This window comes from Stenotrophomonas sp. 99219_Sma (assembly GCF_056480785.1).
Genome location: NZ_CM151117.1, coordinates 3,027,351 through 3,048,246, shown reverse-complemented (window position 1 = coordinate 3,048,246; position 20,896 = coordinate 3,027,351). Strand labels below are relative to the sequence as shown.

Below are 20,896 nucleotides of genomic sequence, written 5' to 3'. Positions count from 1 at the left end.
CGTTGTCATGCAGCCCTGCAGCGTGCTTCGCAAGCCCTGCTTCCGGTAATCTTGCGCCTTTCGCTTTGCAGGATTGCCTTACAGGATGAGCCACGACGCAGTTGCCCCCATCGCCGGCCAGGGAAAGATGCCGCGCCAGATCCCGTACATCATCGGCAATGAGGCCTGCGAGCGGTTCAGTTTCTACGGGATGCGCAACATCCTGGTGCAGTTCCTGATCACCTCGCTGCTGCTGCAGGAAATCACTGCGGAAGGCCGTGCCGGTGAAGCCAAGGACATCATGCACAGCTTCATGATCGGCGTGTATTTCTTCCCGCTGCTCGGAGGCTGGCTGGCCGACAGGTTCTTCGGCAAGTACCACACCATTCTCTGGTTCAGCCTGGTCTACTGTGCCGGCCACCTGTGCCTGGCGCTGTTCGAGAACAGCCGCGAGGGCTTCTTCCTCGGCCTGGGCCTGATCGCGCTCGGTGCCGGTGGCATCAAGCCGCTGGTGGCCTCGTTCATGGGCGACCAGTTCGACCAGAGCAACAAGCACCTGGCCAAGATCGTCTTCGACGCCTTCTACTGGATCATCAACTTCGGCTCGCTGTTCGCCTCGCTGCTGATCCCGCTGGTGCTGAAGAACTGGGGCCCGCAGTGGGCGTTCGGCATCCCGGGCATCCTGATGTTCATCGCCACCTTCGTGTTCTGGCTGGGCCGCAAGCGCTACGTGCTGGTGCCGCTGCCGCCGAAGGATCCGCATTCGTTCGCCAACGTGGTGCGTACCGCACTGACCACGCGCGTGGCCGGCCAGGGCCGTCCGGGCCTGGTGATCGCCGTGCTCGGCCTGGTGCTGGCAGTGGCCTCGTTCGGCCTGGTTGGCTCGCTGGGCATCGTGATCTGCCTGTGCCTGGCGCTGGTATCGATCCTGGCCGGTATCGGTGGTGGCACCTGGCTGCAGCTCGATCGCGCCCGTGGCCAGCATCCGGCCGAAGCCGTCGAAGGCGTGCGCTCGGTGCTGCGGGTGCTGGTGATCTTCGCGCTGACCACGCCGTTCTTCTCGCTGTTCGACCAGAAGGCCTCGACCTGGGTCCTGCAGGGCCAGCAGATGCAGATGCCGAGCTGGTTCACCGCCTCGCAGATGCAGGCACTGAACCCGCTGCTGGTGATGATCCTGATTCCGTTCAACAACCTGGTGCTGTACCCGGCCCTGCGCCGCTTCGGCTTCGAGCCGACCGCGCTGCGCCGCATGACCGCCGGCATCGCCTTCAGCGGTCTGGCCTGGATCGTGGTCGGCGGCATCCAGGTGGTGATGGACGGGGGCAACGCCATGTCGATCTTCTGGCAGATGCTGCCGTATGCGCTGCTGACCTTCGGTGAGGTGCTGGTCTCGGCCACCGGCCTGGAGTTCGCCTACAGCCAGGCGCCGCAGGCGATGAAGGGCGTGGTGATGAGCTTCTGGAACCTGACCACCACCATCGGCAACCTGTGGGTGCTGCTGTCCAACGCGGCGGTGCGCAACGATGCGGTGACCCACAAGATCGCCAGTACGGGCCTGAGTGAAGCGGCGTTCCTGATGTTCTTCTTCGCCGGTTTCGCCTTCGTCGCGGCGTTGGCCTTCGGTTGGTACGCGAAACGCTATCGTATGGTCGACAACTACCGTAGCGCCTGAGCCTGACATGACCCCCGTCAATCTGCTGTTGATCGCCATTACCGCCATCCTGTCGTGGATGGCGTTCAACAACCGCAAGCTGGCCGACCGCCTGATCCTGTGGCCGCCAGCCGTCGACCGTCACCGCCAGTACGACCGGCTGGTGACCTATGGCTTCATCCACGCCGACTGGTCGCACCTGATCTTCAACATGATCACCCTGTTCTTCTTCGGGGGATTCATCGAGAGCGTGATGGTGCAGCTGACCGGCAGCTACCTGACCTACCCGGCGTTCTACATCGGTGCGCTGCTGGTCTCGATCCTGCCCAGCTACCTGAAGAACCAGAAGAACCCGAACTATCTCAGCCTGGGTGCGTCCGGTGCGGTGTCGGCGGTGCTGTTCGCCTTCATCCTGATCAAGCCGTGGTCGATCATCCTGGTGTTCTTCATCCCGGCGCCGGCCATCGTCTACGCCGCGTTCTACGTCGGCTACAGCATCTGGATGGACAAGCGCGGCGGTGACCGCATCAACCACAGCGCGCACCTGGCGGGCGCGGCGTTCGGCGTGATCTTCATGCTGGCCATGCAGCCGAGCATCTTCACGCACTTCCTGCGCGAACTCTCCAACCCGACCTTCCGCCTCGGCGGCGGTTGAAGACGGGAGCGGGGCGGATCGGCAGCGATCCGCCCCCGCTGTTTCAGAGCGTGGGCTGCTGACCGTAGGTATCCAGCAGGCGGGCGAACACTTCTTCGCCGATGCGCTGGAAATCCTGGTCCTGGGTCTGCCCCTCCACGGCCAGTTGCAGCAGGCCCTCCAGCAGGGCGCGGTCGGTATCTGAATGGGAATCGCTGGGGTGCATCGGAGCCTCCGCGGTGGTGCGCATGATCAACGGTCGCAAGGGCCGTGCCAGCCTGGCCGTACCCCTCCACAGGCGATAGCGGCCGCCAGCGCTCCAGCTTGAGGGTCGCAAACTGACGTGAATGGAACGGACTTGCCCCTGTTCAGGCTTCACGCGATCATGGCGCCCGGCTGCGCACCATCCACGCAGTCGCCGCAGGAGACAGTTCCATGGCTTCGGTCACGCCCCCCGGTCTGGCCTACGAGGTCGAACACGACCTGGCCAACCATCGCTTCACCGCCCGTGTGCGCGGACAGCTGGCGGTGCTGGACTACCAGATCAAACGCAGGCGCATGGTCATCACGCATACCGAGGTGCCCGAGCCGATTGCCGGCCGAGGCATCGCCGGTGAGCTGACCCGTGTGGCGCTGCGTTTTGCCCGTGAGCAGAAGTACAAGGTGGTGCCGGCGTGTTCCTACGCCGAGGCCTTCCTGCAGCGGCATGAGGAGTACCACGACCTGCTCGTTGGCTGAATGCCAGCGGGCCACGCTTCAGCCATGGCAGGCGATGATGTACAAACATGAACAGGGGATCCCGATGAAGATTGGAAACAACCGGCCATTGCACGGCAGCGTGCTGGCCGGCGTGGTGGGCGTGCTGTTGCTGGCCGGTTGCCAGCGTGAAAGCGAGCCGGCACCGGCGACCGACGCGGCGCCCGCCGCCGAAGCCACCGCCGCAGGCGAAACGCCGGTCACGGAAGCGCCGCTGGACCTGCGCGACGTGATCGAGAACAACGAACGCGAAGTGGTGGGTATCAGCTACCCGGCCGGCATCGACCGCTACCCGGGCCTGGCCCGCGCGCTGCAGAGCTATGCGACGAGTGCGCGCAGTGACCTGCAACAGGCGCTGGACGGGCTGGGCAATGACAAGCCGAGCATGCCCTACGAGCTGTCGCTGAGCTTCGAGAAGCTGCTGGAAACCCCGCAGCTGGTGGTGGTCAGTGCCGATGGCAGCCGCTACACCGGTGGCGCCCATGGCGAACCGCTGGTGGCCCGATTCGTGTGGCTGCCGCAGCATCAGCAGATGCTCAGCGCCGAAAAGCTGGTGGCCGATGCCAAGGGCTGGAAGGCGATCAGCGATTTCGTCGCCGACCAGCTGCGTGAACGCGTGGCCACCCGCCTCAGCGGTGAGGACATGGATCCGGCCCAGCTGCAGGAATCGCTGCGCAACGCATCGCGCATGATTGCCGACGGCACCGGCCCGCAGGCCGACAATTTCAGCCAGTTCCAGCCGCTGACCGACGACAAGGGGCAGATCACCGCGCTGCGCTTTGTTTTCCCGCCGTACCAGGTGGGTCCATACTCGGACGGCACCCAGACCGCCGATGTACCGGCGGCGGTGCTGTTGCCGCACGTGGCCAAGGACTACGTGGAGCTGTTCGCACGCGGTTGACCGCAGTCGAGGAGGTGGCGTGGATACAGGGTTGCAGGAGCGGGTCGCCGGCCTGCTGCAGGAAGCCGGGGTCCGCATCGGCGGTACCCAGCCACAGGATATCCAGGTTCATGACCCGCGCTTCTTCGCGCGGGTCATGGCGCACGGCTCGCTTGGCCTCGGCGAGAGCTACATGGACGGTTGGTGGGATGCCAACGTCCTGGATGAATTCCTTGTCCACCTGATGCAGGCGCACCTGGACGAACGGGTGCACGGTTGGCGCGAAGTGGCCGATGCACTGAAGGCGCGCCTGTTCAACCTGCAGGTGGGACAGGGCAGCTACGAGGTGGGCCGCCGCCACTACGACCTCGGCAATGATCTCTACCAGGCCATGCTGGGCCAGCGCCTGGTCTATAGCTGTGGCTACTGGCGCAATGCCGGCGATCTCGACGCCGCGCAGGAAGCCAAGCTTGACCTGGTCTGCCACAAGCTGGGCCTGCGCCCGGGGCAGCGTGTGCTGGACATCGGCTGTGGCTGGGGCGAAGCCCTGAAGTTCGCCGCCGAGCGCTACGGTGTCAGTGGCGTCGGCGTGACCATTTCGCAGGAGCAGGCCGAGTTCGCCCGCGAACTGTGCGCCGGCCTGCCGATCGAGATCCGCCTGCAGGACTACCGCGAACTGCACGAGCCGTTCGATGCGATCTTCTCGATCGGCATGTTCGAGCACGTCGGCGACAAGAACTACGCCAGCTTCTTCGAGGTGGCCAGGCGTTGCCTGTCACCGCGCGGCCTGCTGCTGCTGCACAGCATCGGCACCAACATCTCGCGGCATCGTACCGACCCGTGGATCGCGCGCTACATCTTTCCCAACTCGATGCTGCCATCGGCGGTGCAGATCACCAAGGCGTTCGAGGGCTGCTTCGTGCTGGAGGACTGGCACAACTTCGGCACCGATTACGACCTGACCCTGCAGGCCTGGCGGCGCAACGTGGAAGCGGCGTGGCCGCGGCTGGATGCGCGCTACGACGAGCACTTCCGGCGCATGTGGCGCTTCTACCTGGCCGGGTCGATGGCCACCTTCCGTTGCCGGCACGCGCAGCTGTGGCAGCTGGTGCTGTCGCCGGAAGGCGTGCCGGGTGGGTACGTGGCGCCACGTTGAGGCTGCACTTCTGCCCTGCGCGACCGATGGTGCGGATCGTGGAAGACGCGACATCGCTTGACGTCATGCGCGAGCGTTGTCGGCGCTGTGCCTGGCTGGGGTGACGTGGGCGCTAAACTTGTCGACCAGCGGCATCACCGCTTCACTGAAGGCATCGCAGCATGGGTTGGGACATCACCTATCATCCGATTGCGGAATCCGAGATCCGTGACATTTATTTCCGTGCGCTTGAGGATGGCGCGCTGGTCGCCGAGCTGCAGCAGCGGTTCCAGATCGAGCCGTTCTACATGGAGCAGCTGCAGGAGCGCATCGAGGAGGCTCGCTCGATCAGCGCAGAAATGCCTTTCGAGAAGGGGCACGCTTTGTACCTGGCGATCGTGGCCGGCCACCTTCGGCAGTATCACTATCTCCGCGGGAGCGCCCTTTCGTTTTTCATCGACGATCCGGTGGTCGCCCGCTATTTCGCGGACTGGCGGCAACTGGTGCCGTTGCAGTGGGCGGATGCTGCCGCCGGCAACCATCTACGTGAAAACTATGGTGGTGGCGTGTTCATCACGCATGCCCGGCTGAAGCAGTTACGCGCTGATCATGCAGTGGACAGCGCACTGGCTGCGCGCCTGGAGGAGCTGTTCTCCGATGGACGCCTGGTCGTTTTCTGGCGTGTTGTCGATGATGCCATCGCCAAGGGCTGTGGACTGCTGGAGGCCAGCGAGGTGGTCGAGCCGAACCCGATGGATCTCAATGCATCGACCAGCTTGAGCAATCTGCTGAACTGCGCGCCGGATGGCGCGATGCTGTATGCGGAGGCCGCGGCGGCACAGCTGGCGGAGTTCGTGGCAGCGCACCCGGATATCGCATCGACTGCCGCTGCCACGCCCGGTACGCCGAAAGGGCGGTGGTGGGAGCGACTGTTTCGGCGGTGACCGGAGAGCATCCACGCATGGCGTGGATCTACTGGTGGGTGCCGATCGTTGGTCGGTACGATCCATTCGCGCCACGAACCCCGGCATCATCGATCCACACATGACGCACTCCAGTAGATCCACGCCATGCGTGGATGGCGCCAACAAAAAACCGCCCGGTCTTCCGGGCGGTTTTCGTTTCAGGCTACCGCGCGGGCGATCAGTTGCCGGCGCCGGTCAGGCCACGCTTTTCCAGCAGCGGTTCGATCTGCGGCTCGTGGCCGGCGAAATCGCGGAACAGCTGCATGGCATCCACGCTGCCGCCCTTGGACAGCAGGGTGGCGCGGAAGTGGTCGCCGTTCTTGCGGCTCAGGCCGCCGTTGTCCTTGAACCACTTCTGGGTGTTGGCGTCGAGCACTTCCGACCAGATGTAGGCGTAGTAGCCGGCCGAGTAGCCGCCCATGATGTGGCTGAAGTACGGGGTCTTGTAGCGCGGCGGAACCGGCGCGTAGTAGATGCCGTCCTTCTCCAGCGCGGCGCGCTCGAAGGCCATCACGTCCTTGGCGGCCGGCACCTGGTCGGCGCCGATCTGGTGCCAGCGCTGATCAAGCATGGCCGCGCCCAGGTACTCGGTGGTGGCGAAGCCCTGGTTGAACTTGGCCGCTGCCAGCACCTTGTCCAGCAGTGCCTGCGGCATCGCCGAACCATTCTGGTAGTGCTTGGCGTAGTTCTCCAGGATGACCGGGTTGTCCGACCACATTTCGTTGACCTGCGAGGGGAACTCGACGAAGTCACGCGGCACCGAGGTGCCCGAGAAGTACGGGTACTTCACGTTGGAGAACATGCCGTGCAGGGCGTGGCCGAACTCGTGGAAGGTGGTGTTCACCTCGTCCCAGGTCAGCAGGGTCGGCTGGCCGGCCGGCGGCTTCGGGATGTTCAGGTGGTTGGCGACCACCGGCTTGAAGCCGGTCAGCTTGGACTGCGAGACGTAGGAGTTCATCCACGCACCGCCGCGCTTGGAGGCGCGTGCATACGGGTCGAAGATGAAGATCGCCAGCTGGCTGCCGTCAGCGTCGAACACGTCGTAGACGGTGACGTCATCGTGGTAGACCGGCAGGTCGGTGCGCTGCTTGAAGGTCAGGCCGAATTCCTGGCCGGCGGCGTAGAACACGCCGTTCTCCAGCACGTTCTTCATCTCGAAGTACGGCTTCAGCTGCGACTCGTCGAAGTTGTACTTGGCCTGGCGCACCTTCTCGCTGTAGAAGGCCCAGTCCCACGGTTCCAGCTGGAAGGTCGGCTTGCGCGCGGCCTTCTGTTCCTTGTCGATCATCGCCTGCAGATCGGCGGCTTCGCGCTTGGCGTTGGCCACGGCGGCCGGAGCCAGCTTGCCGAGCATTGCGTTGACCGCTTCCGGGGTCTTGGCGGTCTGGTTGGTCAGGTTGTAGGCGGCGAAGTTCGGGAAGCCCATCAGCTTGGCCTTGTCGGCACGCAGCTGCATGATGCGCGAGACCAGCGCGGTGTTGTCGAACTCACCGCCGCGGCTGCCGCGGGTGGTCGAGGCTTCGTAGATCTTCTGGCGCAGGGCGCGGTTGGCCAGGTTGGTCAGCGGCGGCTGGCCGGTGGTGTTGAGCAGGGTGATCACGTACTTGCCTTCCAGGCCACGGGCCTTGGCGGCTTCGGCGGCGGCAGCGATCTGCTCCTTGGACAGGCCGTCCAGCTCCTTGACGTCGTCGACGGTGATCGCCGAAGCGTTCACTTCCGACTGCACGTTCTGGCTGAACTTGGTGCCCAGGTTGGCCAGCTCGGCGTTCATCTCCTTCAGCGTGGCCTTGTCAGCCTCGGACAGCTTGGCGCCGGCGCGCACGTAGTTGTCGTAGTACTTCTCGACCAGGCGCACGCCTTCGGCGTCCAGGCCCAGCTGGCTGCGGGTGTCGTACAGCGCCTGGATGCGGGCGAACAGCTTGCCGTTCAGCGCGATCGCATCGCTGTGCGCGGCGAACTTCGCCGAGTAGTCGGCCTGCAGCTTCTTGCGGGTGTCGTTGGTATCGGCGCCTACCAGGCTGAAGAACACGGTGGTCGCACGGTCGAGGATGTCACCGCTCTTTTCCAGGGCGATGATGGTGTTGTCGAAGGTCGGCTTGGCCTTGTTGTTGGCGATCGCCTCCACTTCCTTCAGCTGCTGCGCCATGCCGGCGTCGAAGGCCGGGGCGAAGTCGCTGTCCTTGATCTTGTCGAACTGCGGGAAATGCAGCGGCAGCGGGCTTTCGGCGAAGAACGGGTTGGCCTGCTGGGCATTGGTACTGGCAGCCGGGGTGGCGGCGCCGGCCGAGAAGGCGGGCAGGGCAAGGCCGAGGGACATGGCCACGGCAAGGGCAAGGCGAGTGGTCAAGGTAGGGAACTCCGGTAAGGCAAACAAGGGCCCGAGGGTAACCCGGCCGGCGGCGCCCGCACTTGTGTCAAAAGGCATGTTGCCGGGGCCGGGCGCGGGTACCATGCATTCACCGCCCACGGCCCGCTGCCATGACCACTGCCTACGACTTCAGCTTCCGCGACCTCGACGGCCAGCCGCAGGCCCTGGCCCGGTACCAGGGGCACCCGATGCTGCTGGTCAATGTCGCCAGCCGCTGTGGCTTCACCCCGCAGTACACCGGGCTGGAACAGCTGTGGCAGGAGTATCGCGAGCGTGGCCTGGTGGTGATCGGGTTCCCATGCAACCAGTTCGGTGCACAGGAGCCCGGCGACGCCGCGCAGATCCGCCAGTTCTGTTCGCTGGACTACCCGGTCAGCTTCCCGCTGTCGGAGAAGATCGAGGTCAACGGCGAGGGGGCTGATCCGTTGTGGGCATGGCTGTCACGCGAGAAGCGCGGCCTGCTGGGTAGCGCCCGCATCAAGTGGAATTTCAGCAAGTTCCTGGTCGACCGCCAGGGGCAGGTGGTGTCGCGGCATGCGCCCACCACCAAGCCGGAGCAGCTGCGCGGCGAGATCGAAGCGCTGCTGTGAGATGAACCCAAAAAGGGGACGGAGGGGATTAAGTCGTTTGTGCACAAACGACTTAATCCCCTCCGTCCCCTTTTTTTGTTTATTTCTCGACGAAGGCGCGTTCGAACACGTAGTGGCCCGGCTGGCCGATACGCGGCGAGACCTGGAAGCCACGGGCATCGAGCACGCTGCGCAGGTCGGCCAGCATCTGCGGGCTGCCGCAGATCATCGCGCGGTCGTTCTCCGGGCTCAGCTCCGGCAGGCCGAGGGTGCGCTGCATCTCGCCGCTTTCCATCAGCTGGGTCAGGCGGCCCTGGTTGGCGAACGGCTCGCGGGTGACGGCCGGGTAGTACAGCAGCTTGTCGCCGATCATCTCGCCCAGGAACTCATGCTCACGCAGTTCCTTCTCGAAGTAGTCGCGGTAGGCGAGGTCCTTTTCGTAGCGCACGCCGTGGCAGAGGATCACCTTCTCGAAGCGCTCGTAGGTTTCCGGGTCCTTGATGACCGACAGCCACGGCGCCATGCCGGTGCCGGTGCCCAGCAGGTACAGGTTCTTGCCGGGGTGCAGATCGCTGATCAGCAGGGTGCCGGTGGGCTTCTTGCCGACCAGCACCTTGTCACCCGGCTTGATGTGCTGCAGGCGCGAGGTCAGCGGGCCGTCCTGCACCTTGATGCTGAAGAACTCCAGATGCTCTTCCCAGTTGGCGCTGGCGATGGAATACGCGCGCAGCAGCGGCCGCGCCTCGGTTTCCAGGCCGATCATCACGAACTGGCCGTTCTCGAAGCGGAAACCGCTGTCGCGGGTGAGGGTGAAGCTGAAGTAGGCATCGGTCCAATGACGGACCTCAAGCACCGTTTCGGCGCCAAAAGCGGAGGACATGGGCGTATCTATCGGAAGTCGTCGGGGTGATTCTATCTCAAATGAGACAGGTTCTCATTAGGCGGAACGAGAGGCGTTCTCAGCGGTAGCCGGCCGCCTGCAGCTCGAACAGCTCGGCGTAGCGGCCGCCCTGGGCCATCAGCTCTTCATGGGTGCCGCTGGCCTCGATCCGGCCATCGGCCAGCACCAGGATGCGATCGGCCATGCGTACCGAAGAGAAACGGTGGGAAATCAGCACTGCGGTGCGATTATCCGCCAGTTCCCTGAACCGCTGGAACACCTCGAACTCACTTCGCGCATCCAGCGCCGCCGTTGGCTCATCCAGGATCATCACCTGCGCATTGCGCATCCATGCGCGGGCGATGGCGATCTTCTGCCATTGGCCGCCGGACAGGTCCACGCCCTGCTTGAAGCGGCGGCCGATCAGCTGGTCGTAGCCGCCGGGCAGGTCGTCGATCACTTCCTCGGCCATGCCACGCCGTGCGGCGTCGGCGATGCGCGCCTGGTCGTCCATCGCCTCGACCTGGCCGACGCCGATGTTCTCGCCGGCGCTGAGGTTGTAGCGCACGAAGTCCTGGAAGATCACCCCGAGGTTGGCGCGCAGGTCGTCCAGGTCGTAGTCGCGCAGGTCGCGGCCATCGAGCAGGATGCGGCCCTCGTCCGGTTCGTACAGCCGTGCCAGCAGCTTCACCAGGGTGGTCTTGCCGGCGCCGTTCTCACCGACCAGCGCCAGTACTTCGCCAGCCTGCAGCTGGAAATCAAGGTGGCGCACCGCCCATTGCTCGGCATCCGGGTAGCGGAAGCCGACGTTCTCGAACACGAAGCCCTGGCGGATCGGCTGCGGCACGCGCACCGCACCTTCACGCGAGTGGATTTCCGGCTGGATCTGGAAGAACGAGAACAGGTCATCCAGGTACAGCGCCTGGCTGGCCACCTGCGAGAACCCGATCAACAGGCCCTCCAGCAGCTGGCGCAGGCGCAGGAAGCTGCCGGCGAGGAAGGTCAGGTCGCCGATCGAAAAGTCGCCGCGCACCGTGCGCCAGGCGATGTAGGCGTAGGCGGTGTAGTAGCCCAGCGTGCCCAGTGCGGCCAGCAGCGTGCCCCAGAACGCGCGGCGCCGGGCCAGGGCGCGGTTGGCCTGGAACAGCGCCACCGACAGGCGCCGGTAGCGCTCCACCAGGAAGCGATGCAGGTTGTAGATCTTCACTTCCTTGGCCGTTTCCACGCTGGCACCGAGCTGGCGCAGGTAGTCGAGCTGGCGGCGCTCGGGCGTCCACTGGAAGTTGAGGCTGTAGCCGGCCGCGTTGAAGTGCGATTCGCCGATGAAGGCCGGCACCAGGGCCAGCGCCAGCAGCAGGATCAACCACGGCGCGTAGACCAGCAGGCCGACGGCGAGGCTGGCCACGGTGATCGCGTCCTGCACCTGGCCGAACAACTGGCTCATCAGGTTCATCCGGCCCATGGTCTGGCGTCGCGCACGGTCCAGCTTGTCCTGCAGGTCCGGGTCTTCGAAATCCTCCAGATCCAGCGTCGCAGCGTGCTCCATCAGCCGGATGCTAGTGACGTTGGCGAACAGTTCCGAGAGCAGAGCATCGGCGTAGCTGACCAGCCGGCCGAGCAGATCCGAGGCGATGGCCAGGCCGAATTCCAGCGCCAGCAGGCCCAGCAGCGGATTCAGTATGCCGCTGGACAGTGCTTCGCCCAGCGGCGGGAAGCCAGCGTCGTGCTGGCTCAGGTGCAGGGCGCTGTCGATGATCAGCTTGCCGACGTAGAGCATCGCCACCGGCAGCAGCGCACGGATCAGGCGCAGGCCAAGGCTGGCCAGGGTGAGCGCGGGGCTGGTCTTCCAGACCATGCGCAGGAACGGTGGCAGGTTGCGCATCGCCTTGAAGCGCTGGCGCAGGCTGGGTTTCTTCGCGGCGGCAGCGCCAGCGGTGGGGGTAGCAGGCATGCGCGTATTGTGCGCGCCTGACGCGTGCAGATGGGGTCAGTGCAGGCGTGTGGCCGCGCCGGGGTCAGATCCCTTTGCGGCGCAAAGGGCTCTGACCTCATCTGCCCGGATCGGGTCAGAGCCCTTCGTAATGCGAAGGGATCCGACCCACCACATCCACGCATGGCGTGGATCTACCGTGTCGACCAAGGTCGACACCTACCAACAGCTGCAGAACCTGCCTGGCCCGGCTTGCCTCCCTTTACGGCAGCGGCGGCAGCAGCCCGGCGCCCAGCCGGTTCCAGGCATTGATCACCGCGATGCCCATGCTCAGGTCGCTGATGCCCTTCTCATCGAAGTGCGGCGCCAGTGCATCGAACGCGGCCTGCGACGGCGCACCGTCGGTCAGCCGGGTCAGTGCCTCGGCCCAGCCCAGCGCCGCACGCTCGCGTGCATCGAAGAAGCGGCTTTCGTGCCAGGCGGGCAGGGTGTCCAGCTTGCGCGGCTCGATGCCGCCCTTGCGCAGCGCCGTGCCGTGCATGTCCATGCAGTAGCCGCAGCCGTTGAGCTGCGACACGCGCAGGAACAGCAGTTCCATCAGGGTCGGATCGATCGAGCTGTCATGCACCGCCTGGCTGGTGGCCAGCAGGCCCTTGAAGGCTTCGGCGGCCAGGCGGGTGTAAGGGACGCGGGGAGAGGCGTGGTCGGACATTTTCGGCTCCACGGCGGCCACGATGGCCGCCTTTCATTACAAGGACGCCGTGCCGTCACCGCGCGTGACAACGTCCGGCAGCTTTTCCGGATTCAACACGCTGTACACGTTGGCGATGCGGCCATCGACCACCTCGATGGTGGTGACCGAGTGCAGGCGATCGCCCTGGAAGCGCAGGATCGCAGGCTCGCCGTTGACGTAGCCCAGCTGCGCCGGATGCGCCGCGCCACGGCGGGCGATGGCCCAGAACAGGCGGCCGATGCGCTCGGCGCCCAGCAGGGGCCGCACCGCCGCGGTAACCACGCCACCGCCGTCGGAAACCAGTACCGCGTTGGCGTGCAGCAGGGCCTGGATCGCTTCGCTGTCGCCACGCTGGGAAGCGTCCATGAAGCGCGCCAGCAGCTGCCGGTGCTGGCTGGCGTCGGCGTTGAAGCGCGGCCGCCCGGCCTGCAGGCGCTGCCGGGCACGATGCACCAGCTGCCGGCAGTTGGCCTCGCTGTGGCCGATCAGGTCGGCGATCTCGCGGTAATCGTGGTCAAAGGCCTCCTTCAACAGGAAGGCGGCGCGCTCCTCGGGGCCGAGCTGTTCGAGCAGGGTCAGGAAAGCCACCGAGACATCGTCGGCAAACGCATGCAGCTGGGCGGGGCCGGGCGCCGGGTCGGGCTCCAGGGTGACCGCCAGTGGCTCGGCCAGCCACGGGCCGACGTAATGCACGCGCTCGCGCTTGGCTGCGCGCAGCCGGTCCAGGCCGAGCCGGGTGGTGGTGGTGACCAGCCAGGCTTCGGGGTCGCGGACAGCCGCCGGGTCCGCCCCGGACCAACGCAGCCAGGCATCCTGGACCACGTCTTCGGCGTCGGCGCGACTGCCGAGCAGGCGGTAGGCCAGCGCCATCAGGCGCGGACGGTGGGTCTGGAAAGCGGTTTCAGCGTTCATGTGGGCAAGGACGCCGCAGTGGCGCGTGGCGTGACAGAGGGTGTGCGTGGATAGTGCAGGCCAGCGGCCGGCACTACCACCCTGCGGCCGGGGGAGGGGGTAAAATGGGGGGATTACCCCCGCCAGCCTCCAGCAAGCGAGCAAGTCGTGACATCGATCAAGCAGGAAGACCTCATCCAGTCCATCGCCGACGCGCTGCAGTACATCTCGTACTACCACCCGGTCGACTACATCAAGAACCTTGCTGCCGCCTACGAGCGCGAGGAGTCGCCGGCCGCGAAGGAAGCGATGGCGCAGATCCTGATCAATTCGCGCATGTGCGCCGAAGGCCACCGTCCGATCTGCCAGGACACCGGCATCGTCACCGTGTTCCTGGAAATCGGCATGGACGTGCGTTGGGACGACGCCACCATGGGCGTGGAAGACATGGCCAATGAAGGCGTGCGCCGCGCCTACATGCACCCGGACAACAAGCTGCGCGCTTCGGTGCTGGCTGATCCGGCCGGCAAGCGCATCAACACCAGGGACAACACCCCGGGCGTGGTCAACGTCAAGGTGGTGCCGGGCAACACCGTCGACGTCATCGTCGCCGCCAAGGGGGGTGGTTCGGAAGCCAAGACCAAGTTCGCCATGCTCAACCCGTCCGATTCCATCGTCGACTGGGTGCTGAAGACCGTGCCGACCATGGGCGCCGGCTGGTGCCCGCCGGGCATGCTCGGCATCGGCATCGGCGGCACCGCCGAGAAGGCGATGCTGCTGGCCAAGGAAGCGCTGATGGAGCCGATCGACATCACCGAGCTGCAGGCCCGTGGTGCGTCCAACCGCATTGAAGAGCTGCGCCTGGAGCTGTACGAGAAGGTCAACGCGCTGGGCATCGGTGCGCAGGGCCTGGGTGGCCTGACCACCGTGCTCGACATCAAGATCAACGATTACCCGACTCATGCGGCCAACCTGCCGGTGGCGATGATCCCGAACTGCGCGGCCACCCGCCATGCGCACTTCACCCTGGATGGCAGCGGCCCGGTGATGCTGGACCCGCCGTCGCTGGAGGACTGGCCGAAGCTGACCTACGATTCGTCCAAGGGCACCCGCGTGGACCTGGACACGATCACCCCGGAGGACGTGGCCAGCTGGAAACCGGGCCAGACCCTGCTGCTGAACGGCAAGCTGCTGACCGGCCGCGACGCCGCGCACAAGCGCATGGTCGACATGCTCAACAAGGGCGAGGAACTGCCGGTCGATCTGAAGGGCCGCTTCATCTACTACGTCGGCCCGGTCGATCCTGTGCGTGACGAAGTAGTGGGCCCGGCCGGCCCGACCACGGCCACCCGCATGGACAAGTTCACCCGTCAGGTGCTGGAGCAGACCGGTCTGCTGGGCATGGTCGGCAAGGCCGAGCGCGGTCCGGCGGCGATCGAAGCGATCCGTGACAACAAGTCGGCCTACCTGATGGCCGTCGGTGGTTCGGCCTACCTGGTGTCCAAGGCGATCAAGGCGGCCAAGGTGGTCGGTTTCGCCGACCTGGGCATGGAGGCGATCTACGAGTTCACCGTGCAGGACATGCCGGTGACCGTGGCGGTGGATTCCACCGGCGAATCGGTGCACAAGACCGGCCCGCGCGAGTGGCAGGCCCGCATCGGCAAGATTCCGGTGGTGGTGGAGTAATCCTGCCGCGCTTCCGGTTCAAGCAACGGCGCCCGTGTGGCGCCGTTGTTGTGTGGTGAGGGTTAACGAACCTGCAGCATCTGCTCTGCTCTGCTAGGCTCGGCGCGACCTCACACAGGACGTGTTCATGGGCCTGCATCGATTCATCGCCGTTGCGATCCTGCTGGCCCTGGCCGGCTGCAGTACAACCTCGTCCTATGAAGGTGCGGACTTCTCCGCCTCCTCGCAGTGCCGCATGCAGTGTCAGGCCGACTATCGCAGCTGCATGGCGCGGGGCAGTATCGGCAGCAACGACTTCAGCTGCGAACAACAGATGGTGCCGGCGCCGGACAAGCGCTGCAAGGACGTTGCCAACCCCGAGTTGCGCCGTTCCTGTGAACTGAAGACGCACGACTGCGCGATACGCACGCCGATCATGTCCTGTGGCGAAAGCCGCGATACCTGCATGAGCAGTTGCGGCTGAGCAGCGACAGCCCGTGTGGGCGCATAATCGGCCGATCCATCCACACGGGCCCCGCGCATGAGTACCACGCTGTATGGTTCAACCAGTACCGCCGCGCTGGTGGTGCACTGGCTGCTGATCGAGCTGGGCATCGAGCACGAACTGGTGCTGCTGGATTTCGACGCGCGCGAGCACAAGTCGGCGGAGTACCTGGCGCTGAATCCGGCCGGTGTGGTGCCGACACTGCTGATCGATGGCTTGGTACTGACCGAAGCGGCGGCGATCGCACTGTATCTGGCTGACCGCCATCCGGAGGCCAACCTGCTGCCCGCACTGGGCACGCCGCAGCGCGCCGATGCCTACCGCTGGATGTTCTGGTGTGCCAATACGCTGCAGCCGGCCTATCGGGCCTGGTTCTATCCGCACGAAATGGCAGGTGAGGCAAATATCGAAGCGAGCCGCGAGATGGCCCGTCAGCGCCTTGAGGCGGCCTGGCAGCAGGTCGCCACGCACCTGCAGGCGCATGGCCCCTACCTGCTGGGCACCACGCCCTGCGTGGTCGACTACATGCTGGTGATGCTGATGCGCTGGTCGCGCAACATGCCGAAGCCCAGCGACACCTGGCCGATGCTGAAGGCACATGCCACGTCGATGAAGGCGCGCCCGGCGTTCGCCGAGGTATACCGCCGCGAGGGCATCACCGACTGGCGGTAACCAGAAAAGGGGACGGAGGGGATTAAGTCGTTTGTGCACAAGCGACTTAATCCCCTCCGTCCCCTTTTCCGTTACAGGATCTCCAGCACCGTTTCCGGTGGACGGCACAGCCGGGTGCCCTTGGGCGTGCGCACCACGGGGCGGTTGATCAGGCGCGGGTGTGCGGCCATCGCGGCGAGCAGCGTGGCCTCGTCCGCATCTTCCAGGCCCAGTTCGGTGAACTGTGCTTCCTTGCTGCGCACCAGCGCCTGCGCGTCCAGGCCGGATTCGGCCAGCACCTGGCGCAGTGTGGCCACATCGGGTGGATTGCCGAGGTACTCGATCACCTCCGGCTCGAAGCCGGCATCGCGGATCAGCTTCAATGCGCCACGCGAGTTGCTGCAGGCCGGGTTGTGCCAGATCGTCACGTCCATCAGAACCACTCCAGCAGCGACACGCCCACGCCCACGTAGGTGGCCTTGTGGTTGTAGTCGATCAGGCTCTCGCCATAGCCGTCGAAGACCTGCACATGGCCGCGCAGCAGGTTGCTGATCGGGAAGCCGTAATCCAGCTGCAGGGCGCCGTGCGAACGGCTGCCGGTGCGCAGCGAGTGGCGCGCCATCAGTGAGACTTCGTGGCCGTTGCGGTTCCAGGTCAGGGTCGCATCACCGCGGCCCATGTAGTCCTCGATGTCCGGATTGTTGTCGTCGCTGCGGGTCTCGGGAATGCGGTACCACGGCCGCAGCACCAGCGCCCAGTTCTCGCGGTCCAGGCCGATGTTGAGCATCACCCGGTTCCAGCTGCGCGACAGTGGGTCGGCACGGCCGTTGGACTGGTGGTTCAGCGCGATGCCGGTCATGCGTCCACGCCAGCCACCGATCGAGTAGCCGTTGCGGAACACCATCATCACTTCCGGCTCGTAGTTGGTTTCGCGGAACGGGCGCGAATCCTCGCCGTTGTAGGCCTGCCAGCGCGAGCTCTGGGTGTAGCCGGCCCAGATGTCGCCGTTGTCGCCGAACAGGTTCTCGGCGATCTTGGTCTTGAAGCTGATCTGGAACTTCAGTTCGGCGCTGTCCAGCACCTGCGGCGTGGTGACCGTGTTGGCCGGATTCGGTGAATGCGGCGTGGTGTTGCGGTCGCTGGTCCAGAACGCGGGCAGCAGGTACACCGGCTTGTAGGCACGCAGCTGGAATGGGCCGAGCTTGGAGTCCTCGGCCAGTTCCCAGCGGCTGTCCAACAGCGAACCGCGGCCGGCATTGGCCAGCGCGCTGTCCGGCGCAGCGGGGCGGAACAGGTCGCTGACCCGCTCGCGCAGTTTCTCTTCGCCTTGGCTCACGCGTGCGGTCTGGCGTTCTTCGCGACGGGCCTGCGCGGCCGCCTCGGCAGCGGCATCCGCGGCGGCCGTGGCCTGCGGCGTATGCGCGAACAGGCGGTCATAGCAGGCCAGGCGCGCCGCGTCAGTGGTGATGGCGGCACACGCCGCCGGCGAGGTATCGGTGCTGGGCACGAATTCCTGCGCGGCCAATGGGGCACTGGCCAGGGCCAGCGCCAGCGGCGCAAGGCGGGGAAGCAGCGGGGGGAGGGTCATTCCAGCAGGCCCTTCGGTGAATACGGGAATCGCACAGTGTGGCGGCTGTACCGCATCGCGGCCAGCCCCCACGGTTTATGCACGGCCACCGCGTGCGCGCGGCGTGAAGACGGTGCGGGTTACAGGAACCAGGCGAAGGCGAACAGGCCCAGCATCGCGATCACCACCGCCAGCTTCAACGCCAGGCCGAGCAGGATGCCGAGCCAGGTGGCCAGACCCACCTTGGTCGAGCGGCCCAGTTCACGGGTGTGCCAGTACTCGCCGGCCAGGGCGCCGATCAGGGGCCCGGCAAAGAGGCCGATCGGCATGAAGAACAGCCCGACGATGCTGCCGACGAACGTGCCCCACAGCGCCTTGCGGCTGGCACCGACCCGCTGCGCACCCACCACTGTGGCCAGCACGTCCACCAGCAGCGAGAGCAGGGTCAGTACGCCCAGCGCGACCAGGGTCGGCCAGCCGACGTGGGCGAAGCCGTCGGCCCACGCCGCAAGCAGCAGTCCGATGAATACCAGCGGGATGCCGGGGAGGGCCGGAAGGATGATTCCGGCGATGCCGACGAGGACAAAAATGACCGCTAGCAGATATAAGATGAATGAGAGTCCCATGCTGTCCCGTATGGTGGTCGTTTTGGGGTTGACAGTGAAAGATTTTGCCAGTTGCTTTTTCGTTTTGGGCGGGTTAAGTTGCAGTCGCTGAGCTTGGCAAGGTCACCGTGGATCGTGGCCTGATGAAGCAAGATCTTCCCGATCCGCTGCATCGATGCACCTCGCTTCCCCCTTGCTTGTCAGCCGCCCACCAGGCGTTTCCTACAACAAGAGAGAGTCACCAGGGAGTTAGTGAGATGTCTGATCGCGAGACCGGTACCGTCAAGTGGTTCAACGATGCAAAGGGCTTCGGCTTCATCAGCCGTGAAAACGGCGAAGACGTGTTCGTGCACTTCCGTGCCATCCAGACCCAGGGCTTCAAGAGCCTGAAGGAAGGCCAGAAGGTCACCTTCACCGTCGTGCAGGGCCAGAAGGGCCTGCAGGCCGACGCCGTTCAGCCGACCTGATCGCGCTGCATACCGTCAAATGAAAAGGCCCGCGCAAGCGGGCCTTTTCTTTGCCATCGGCCCGATGCAGGTCAGCGCAGGATGACCTTGCCGTTGACCACGCGCACGTAGGTGTTCTCGCGGATGCCGCCGAGGTCGCGCTGGTTGACCACGATGGTGCGGCCATCGTCCATGCGCACGCTGATGTCGTAGGTGTCGCTGGTCACGTTCTTCTGGATCTGGTTGCCGGCCAGTGCGCCACCGACCGCGCCTGCAGCGGCGGCGATGTTCTTGTTGCCACGGCTGCCGCCGGTGTGGTCGGAGATCTCGTGGCCGGCCACGGCGCCGACGATGCCGCCCAGGATCGCGCCGGTCGCGCTGGGCGCGGTACGGCCGGACTGCACGGTGTTGATGCGGGTCACGATGCCGCAGTCGGCGCAGCGGCCTTGGTTGTAGCCACCATTGTTGCCGTAGCCGCCATTGTTGTAGCCGTTGTTGTAACCACCACCGCCGTAGCCGGGCGAGGTGGCACAGCCAGCCAGGGCAAGGGTAGCGATGGCGCTGGCGGCGATGAGCTGGATCTTCATGGGGCGTCTCCTGGCCGTGAAGGCGGGTGTCTGGGGTGGTACTGCGTCATGCAGCAGGGTGGACGAATCGTCCCCTTTTGAACGTGAACAAGGCGCCAACCGCGCAGGCCTTGTCCGGCTGCAGGATGAATGCGGCTCAGCGGAAGTCCTGGTGGCAGGCGCGGCAGTCGGCCTGCACCGTTTCCACCACCCGGGCCAAGGCCGCGCAGTCGCTGGGCGGCGCAGCCAGAGCGGCGTTGAGGTTGCCGCGCAGCTGGCTGGCATGCTTCTGGAACTGCGCGCTGTCCTTCAGCCCGGGAAAGGCCAGGTCCAGGTCGTTGGACAGCAGGCGCATGGCCTGCAACCGCGGCACGCTGTCGGCCAGGCTGCAGCGGTTCTGCTGCTGGGCCTGCTGCAGCAGCTGCGATTGCCGTTGCATCACCTGCATCAGGCTGTCCGGGAACGGATCGCGGCGGGCCTGCAGGGCGCGGCCGACCATCACCGTGGCGATCAGGCCGATCAACAGGCCCAGGCCGAGCACGAACAGATAGCGGTAGGCGGTGGACGGGCGGCGGGGCGGGCTGGCGTTCATGGCGGGCTCTCCGGACGTGCAACGGTGGGTTCGATACCGGCGCGCTGCAGGCGCTGGCGCCTGCACGTTAAAATAGCCGGATGAACGAACAGGTCAAACAACGCTTCGCCGGCATCGAACGGCTGTATGGCGTGGGCGCACTCGAGCGCCTGCAGAGCAGCCGCGTGGCGGTGGTGGGCATGGGTGGCGTTGGCTCGTGGGTGGTGGAGGCATTGGCCCGTTCGGCGGTCGGTCACCTGACCCTGATCGATGCCGATGACATCTGCGTGTCCAACACCAACCGGCAACTGCCGGCGATGGAAGGCAACTACGGCCGTAACAAAGCCGAGGCGATGGCCGAACGCTGCCGCGCGATCAACCCGGACATCGCGGTCGATGCCGTACAGGCGTTCCTGACGGTGTCGAACATGGCCGAACTGCTGGACCGTGGCTTTGATCTGGTGATCGATGCCTGCGACAGCTTCCGGGTCAAGGTCGAGACGATTGCCTGGTGCCGCCGCCGCAAGCTGCCGCTGCTGACCGTGGGTGCCGCCGGTGGCCGCACCGATCCCACCCTGGTACGCATCCGCGATGTCTCGCGCACCGAGCACGACGCCATGCTGGCGTTGATCCGCAAGAAGCTGCGCAGCGAGTTCAACTTTCCGAAGAATGCCAAGCGCTACTTCGGCGTGCCGGCGGTGTATTCGCTGGAGAATGTGAAGTACCCGCAGGCCGATGGCAGCGTCTGTGGCATCCGCCCGAACCTGGGCGCTGATGCGGCATTGAAGCTGGACTGCGGCGCGGGCCTGGGTGCGGCGACCCACATCACCGGTGCGTTCGCGTTCGCGGCGGTAGGCAAGGCGCTGGAAATGCTGCTGGAGCCGAAGAAGGTCAAGGCCGAAGCGGTCGAGGATCACGCTGACGCGTGATGGTAGTGCCGGCCGCTGGC

General features: G+C 65.5%; 23 protein-coding genes. 12 read left to right on the top strand and 11 right to left on the bottom strand.

The window, feature by feature from the left end; genetic code table 11:
- Nucleotides 1-85 precede the first annotated feature (85 nt).
- Both ACZK13_RS14010 and ACZK13_RS14005 read left to right on the top strand, forming a co-directional pair.
- On the top strand, nt 86-1,651 hold the full coding sequence (locus tag ACZK13_RS14010) for a POT-type proton-dependent oligopeptide transporter (protein ID WP_032129657.1): 1,566 nt from the start codon (nt 86-88) through the stop codon (nt 1,649-1,651).
- A gap of 7 nt (nt 1,652-1,658) precedes the next feature.
- Complete coding sequence (locus ACZK13_RS14005) at nt 1,659-2,285, top strand: rhomboid family intramembrane serine protease (protein ID WP_032129656.1); 627 nt, start codon at nt 1,659-1,661, stop codon at nt 2,283-2,285.
- Between the two features lie 43 nt (nt 2,286-2,328).
- On the opposite strand, the gene ACZK13_RS14000 is transcribed toward ACZK13_RS14005, so the two are convergent.
- The gene (locus ACZK13_RS14000; protein ID WP_165929939.1) at nt 2,329-2,490 is read right to left on the bottom strand and encodes a hypothetical protein; all 162 of its coding nucleotides are present in this window, start codon (nt 2,488-2,490) and stop codon (nt 2,329-2,331) included.
- 209 nt (nt 2,491-2,699) lie between these two features.
- Here ACZK13_RS14000 and ACZK13_RS13995 point away from each other — a divergent pair, with 209 nt between their 5' ends.
- The 4 genes from ACZK13_RS13995 (at nt 2,700) to ACZK13_RS13980 (ending at nt 5,979) form a co-directional block, all read left to right on the top strand.
- Nucleotides 2,700-3,002 (top strand): GNAT family N-acetyltransferase, encoded by a 303-nt coding sequence (locus ACZK13_RS13995; RefSeq protein WP_006455911.1) that lies wholly within the window; start codon nt 2,700-2,702, stop codon nt 3,000-3,002.
- Between the two features lie 37 nt (nt 3,003-3,039).
- Nucleotides 3,040-3,921, top strand: coding sequence for a DUF3298 and DUF4163 domain-containing protein (locus ACZK13_RS13990; protein WP_329893509.1), 882 nt, complete (start codon nt 3,040-3,042; stop codon nt 3,919-3,921).
- A 19-nt stretch (nt 3,922-3,940) separates the two neighbouring features.
- Nucleotides 3,941-5,056, top strand: coding sequence for a cyclopropane fatty acyl phospholipid synthase (cfa, locus tag ACZK13_RS13985; protein WP_478481836.1), 1,116 nt, complete (start codon nt 3,941-3,943; stop codon nt 5,054-5,056).
- Nucleotides 5,057-5,217: 161 nt separating this feature from the next.
- Entirely contained in the window at nt 5,218-5,979 is a 762-nt protein-coding gene (locus ACZK13_RS13980) for a hypothetical protein (protein WP_478481834.1), read from the top strand.
- Nucleotides 5,980-6,178: 199 nt separating this feature from the next.
- On the opposite strand, the gene ACZK13_RS13975 is transcribed toward ACZK13_RS13980, so the two are convergent.
- Complete coding sequence (locus ACZK13_RS13975; RefSeq protein ID WP_478481832.1) at nt 6,179-8,347, bottom strand: M3 family metallopeptidase; 2,169 nt, start codon at nt 8,345-8,347, stop codon at nt 6,179-6,181.
- Between the two features lie 131 nt (nt 8,348-8,478).
- Here ACZK13_RS13975 and ACZK13_RS13970 point away from each other — a divergent pair, with 131 nt between their 5' ends.
- Entirely contained in the window at nt 8,479-8,958 is a 480-nt protein-coding gene (locus ACZK13_RS13970; protein WP_125895484.1) for a glutathione peroxidase, read from the top strand.
- A 79-nt stretch (nt 8,959-9,037) separates the two neighbouring features.
- Here the strand turns inward: ACZK13_RS13970 and ACZK13_RS13965 are convergent, their stop codons facing one another.
- The 4 genes from ACZK13_RS13965 to ACZK13_RS13950 all read right to left on the bottom strand — a co-directional run bounded on the left by ACZK13_RS13965 (nt 9,038) and on the right by ACZK13_RS13950 (nt 13,392).
- On the bottom strand, nt 9,038-9,817 hold the full coding sequence (locus tag ACZK13_RS13965) for a ferredoxin--NADP reductase (RefSeq protein WP_046984352.1): 780 nt from the start codon (nt 9,815-9,817) through the stop codon (nt 9,038-9,040).
- A 79-nt stretch (nt 9,818-9,896) separates the two neighbouring features.
- Complete coding sequence (locus ACZK13_RS13960; RefSeq protein WP_125895485.1) at nt 9,897-11,768, bottom strand: ABC transporter ATP-binding protein; 1,872 nt, start codon at nt 11,766-11,768, stop codon at nt 9,897-9,899.
- 241 nt (nt 11,769-12,009) lie between these two features.
- Nucleotides 12,010-12,459, bottom strand: a complete 450-nt coding sequence (locus ACZK13_RS13955; protein WP_049460578.1) for a carboxymuconolactone decarboxylase family protein — start codon at nt 12,457-12,459, stop codon at nt 12,010-12,012.
- A gap of 36 nt (nt 12,460-12,495) precedes the next feature.
- Nucleotides 12,496-13,392 carry an RNA polymerase sigma-70 factor gene (locus ACZK13_RS13950; RefSeq protein WP_329893511.1) on the bottom strand — a complete coding sequence of 299 codons (897 nt, stop codon included), beginning with the start codon at nt 13,390-13,392 and terminating at the stop codon, nt 12,496-12,498.
- Nucleotides 13,393-13,539: 147 nt separating this feature from the next.
- Between ACZK13_RS13950 and ACZK13_RS13945 the strand changes: the two genes are divergently transcribed.
- The 3 genes from ACZK13_RS13945 (at nt 13,540) to ACZK13_RS13935 (ending at nt 16,213) form a co-directional block, all read left to right on the top strand.
- Nucleotides 13,540-15,057, top strand: coding sequence for a fumarate hydratase (locus ACZK13_RS13945; RefSeq protein ID WP_049434851.1), 1,518 nt, complete (start codon nt 13,540-13,542; stop codon nt 15,055-15,057).
- A gap of 127 nt (nt 15,058-15,184) precedes the next feature.
- On the top strand, nt 15,185-15,520 hold the full coding sequence (locus tag ACZK13_RS13940; RefSeq protein ID WP_478444848.1) for a hypothetical protein: 336 nt from the start codon (nt 15,185-15,187) through the stop codon (nt 15,518-15,520).
- A 57-nt stretch (nt 15,521-15,577) separates the two neighbouring features.
- A complete protein-coding gene (locus ACZK13_RS13935; RefSeq protein WP_253143575.1) occupies nt 15,578-16,213 on the top strand; it encodes a glutathione S-transferase family protein in 636 nt (211 codons plus the stop codon).
- A 71-nt stretch (nt 16,214-16,284) separates the two neighbouring features.
- Here the strand turns inward: ACZK13_RS13935 and arsC are convergent, their stop codons facing one another.
- The 3 genes from arsC to ACZK13_RS13920 all read right to left on the bottom strand — a co-directional run bounded on the left by arsC (nt 16,285) and on the right by ACZK13_RS13920 (nt 18,385).
- The gene (arsC, locus tag ACZK13_RS13930) at nt 16,285-16,626 is read right to left on the bottom strand and encodes an arsenate reductase (glutaredoxin) (RefSeq protein ID WP_049420898.1); all 342 of its coding nucleotides are present in this window, start codon (nt 16,624-16,626) and stop codon (nt 16,285-16,287) included.
- Nucleotides 16,626-17,780 carry a phospholipase A gene (locus tag ACZK13_RS13925; protein WP_049434855.1) on the bottom strand — a complete coding sequence of 385 codons (1,155 nt, stop codon included), beginning with the start codon at nt 17,778-17,780 and terminating at the stop codon, nt 16,626-16,628. Before ACZK13_RS13925 ends, arsC begins: the two co-directional genes overlap by 1 nt.
- Nucleotides 17,781-17,899: 119 nt before the next feature.
- Complete coding sequence (locus ACZK13_RS13920) at nt 17,900-18,385, bottom strand: DUF456 domain-containing protein (RefSeq protein WP_049398758.1); 486 nt, start codon at nt 18,383-18,385, stop codon at nt 17,900-17,902.
- 236 nt (nt 18,386-18,621) lie between these two features.
- On the opposite strand from ACZK13_RS13920, the gene ACZK13_RS13915 reads away from it, so the two are divergent.
- A complete protein-coding gene (locus tag ACZK13_RS13915; RefSeq protein WP_005410290.1) occupies nt 18,622-18,831 on the top strand; it encodes a cold-shock protein in 210 nt (69 codons plus the stop codon).
- Nucleotides 18,832-18,902: 71 nt separating this feature from the next.
- Here ACZK13_RS13915 and ACZK13_RS13910 read toward each other — a convergent pair whose 3' ends face one another.
- Together ACZK13_RS13910 and ACZK13_RS13905 are read right to left on the bottom strand one after the other, a co-directional pair.
- Complete coding sequence (locus tag ACZK13_RS13910) at nt 18,903-19,397, bottom strand: glycine zipper 2TM domain-containing protein (RefSeq protein ID WP_010486804.1); 495 nt, start codon at nt 19,395-19,397, stop codon at nt 18,903-18,905.
- Between the two features lie 136 nt (nt 19,398-19,533).
- On the bottom strand, nt 19,534-19,968 hold the full coding sequence (locus ACZK13_RS13905) for a cytochrome c (protein WP_253143574.1): 435 nt from the start codon (nt 19,966-19,968) through the stop codon (nt 19,534-19,536).
- Nucleotides 19,969-20,048: 80 nt separating this feature from the next.
- Here ACZK13_RS13905 and ACZK13_RS13900 point away from each other — a divergent pair, with 80 nt between their 5' ends.
- Nucleotides 20,049-20,876: a tRNA threonylcarbamoyladenosine dehydratase gene (locus tag ACZK13_RS13900; protein ID WP_253143573.1), complete on the top strand. Its 828-nt coding sequence runs from the start codon at nt 20,049-20,051 to the stop codon at nt 20,874-20,876.
- Nucleotides 20,877-20,896 lie beyond the last annotated feature (20 nt).